The sequence below is a fragment of the Gordonia sp. (in: high G+C Gram-positive bacteria) genome (assembly GCF_049647785.1).
Taxonomy (GTDB): Bacteria; Actinomycetota; Actinomycetes; order Mycobacteriales; family Mycobacteriaceae; genus Gordonia.
In genome coordinates, this window is sequence record NZ_JBARYI010000030.1 from 1 (window position 1) to 2319 (window position 2319).

The 2319-nt window shown below is 62.6% G+C and carries 4 protein-coding genes; 1 reads left to right on the forward strand and 3 read right to left on the reverse strand.

The genetic code is table 11. The features are described 5' to 3' along the window. Nucleotides 1-62 precede the first annotated feature (62 nt). Entirely contained in the window at nt 63-431 is a 369-nt protein-coding gene (locus WBA38_RS04975) for a DUF3817 domain-containing protein (protein WP_424296104.1), read from the reverse strand. 14 nt (nt 432-445) lie between these two features. Further along, nucleotides 446-844 (reverse strand): transcriptional regulator, encoded by a 399-nt coding sequence (locus WBA38_RS04980; RefSeq protein ID WP_424296105.1) that lies wholly within the window; start codon nt 842-844, stop codon nt 446-448. A 130-nt stretch (nt 845-974) separates the two neighbouring features. Here WBA38_RS04980 and WBA38_RS04985 point away from each other — a divergent pair, with 130 nt between their 5' ends. Continuing rightward, entirely contained in the window at nt 975-1733 is a 759-nt protein-coding gene (locus WBA38_RS04985) for a siderophore-interacting protein (protein ID WP_424322224.1), read from the forward strand. 10 nt (nt 1734-1743) lie between these two features. Here the strand turns inward: WBA38_RS04985 and WBA38_RS04990 are convergent, their stop codons facing one another. Beyond that, nucleotides 1744-2175, reverse strand: coding sequence for a VOC family protein (locus tag WBA38_RS04990; protein WP_424296108.1), 432 nt, complete (start codon nt 2173-2175; stop codon nt 1744-1746). Nucleotides 2176-2319 lie beyond the last annotated feature (144 nt).

Genomic DNA, 2319 nt, shown 5'->3' on the forward strand with positions numbered 1-2319 from the left:
CGTCAGACGTAGTGCGGGAATCGACGCATCATGCGAGAACGAGCAGAGGGGCGCGTGCGTCCCTAGTCGAGTTTGAAGGTGCTCTTCACGTCCTGGGTGCGGATGTGCTCGAACCAGAACGACAGGAACGGGATGGTTCCGGCAATAGCGGTGGTGATGATCTTCGAGACGGGCCAGCGGACCTTGATAGCCAAGTCGACGGTGCAGATCAGGTAGATGAAGTAGATCCAGCCGTGGGCGATACCGACCCAACCGAAACCATCGACGTCAAAGCCGTACTTCGCGATCATTTCAGCGACCAGCAGCAATAGCCAGACGCCGGTGATCCAGGCGAGCAGGCGGTACCGGAACAGTGCAGTTTTGATCTGCGGGATGGTCGCGGTAACGGTGCCCTCGGGCTGTGCGTCGTTCGGCTTGGTGGTTTCGGTCACGTCGGGGTCCTTCATCACTTGCGCTTGGGGTTCTTATCGAGTTCAGCGAGGTATTGGTTGTACGCGGCGAGGTCCGAGTCGGGGGCGGCGTCGACGATCGCGGATACCGACGGATCGTTGGCCGTTGGACGCTCCGGCAGGATGCCCTCCGGGATCTCCGTCAACTCGCCGCGCCGTTCCACCTCGGGGTCGGCCTCCATCACCACAAACCGCCGGTAGGCGTACACGAAAGCGGCCGCGAATGCCGGCCACTGAAGGGCGTATCCGAGGTTCTGTCCGGTGCCGCCAGCTGACTCGTATCGACTCCACTGCCACCACGCGAGTGCCAAGCAGGTTATGGCCGCGACAGTAACGAGCGCGATCAACGCAGGGCGATGGCGTCGTTTGCCGGGCGACGTCGGGGAGTAGTTCACATAATCGACGGTACCCGGTCGCGTGGGACGAACCCACTTCGGCGACGGTCCTAAGCTGTGCCATCCGACACCACTCTGGTACAAATTAGCCAAGCCTAAACTTACTTAACGACGAGATGATGGGATTCGCATGGGCAAGGGACTGCAAGGGGCAATGCTGCGCGCCCTCGGGGCAAAGAATCATCCGGCGACGGTCGTGGGCGTCCGGTGGGTCACCGAGCACGTCGTTCGGATCGATTTCCAGTGCGACGAAATCCTCCACGCCGGCGGCGAAAAGCCGTCCGCGTGGATCCGCGCGTGGTTCCCGGACCTCGACGGCGGACCCAAATACCACCAACGCGGGTACACCCTGATCGACGCCGACCCGGCCGCAGGTACGTTCGGGATCTTTTTCCTCGTCCACGACCCCGTTGGACCAGCGTCGAAGTGGGCGCAGAGTGCGACCGTCGGCGATGAACTTCTGGTGACCAGGCTCGGTGGCAACGGCTACGACCTCGCAACCGGCGACGAAGCACCGCTCGGCTACCTCCTCCTGGGCGACGTGGCAGCCTGGCCGGCAATCTGCACTGTCGCCGAGAACGTGGCCGACGGGATTCCGGTCAAAATTGTCATCGAGTATCTCAACGACGACGACCGTGACCTGGCGATTCCCCATCGTTCCGGGCTCACGGTCGATTGGGTCCCTTCGACGCCGGATCGGCGTGCCTTGGCGCAAGCAATCGACCCGCACGACTACCGCGGCTGGCACACCTGGGTCACCGCGGAGTCAAAGGCGACGCGACTGGCGAAGAAGGTGCTCACACAGCATCACGAACAGAACAAGCGCACTCTGCACACGCAGGCCTATTGGATGGCGGGACGAGCGATGGGGAAGCAGGTCGACGGCTAACGCGAGTCGGCTACTTTTTCATCGCAAAAAGTTCGAGCGCAATATTGTCAGGGTCGCGGAACTCGAGTATCCAAGCGGTCCCGATGTCTTTGATTGGCTCGTGGGGAATGCCGCGCCCATCCAGTGTGACGACGGCATCGTCGAGCGCCGCCCGGTCGGCGACGTTCAACGATAGGTGGTCGAGGCCGACGCGATTCTCGCTGAAGCGGTCGTTTGCGGGGCTCCCCGCCGGGGCCGGTCGGAGTCCGAGGAGATTGTCGCCCACCTGGTACAGCACTCCGCCGAACAGGAACGACAGTTTCTCCCTGGTCGCCGCATCAGCGTCGGCCGGCACCTCGGCGTAGATGGGCAAGCCGAACACAGCGTCGTAGAAGGCACGCGAGCGGTGAATGTCGGTGACGGTGAGGCGGACGTGCGAGAGGCCAAGCGGGGTGAAAGGCATGCCCCGATTATGCTCCCGGTGACCAATTGTGACCCGAGCTTCGGAAGCGACGCGAACTGCGCAGCGAAGTCCGACGGGCAACTGCACGGTGATCTGTACCGAGAGGTTGAAACGAGAAGAGCCGCGACATTGCCTGGGCAATGT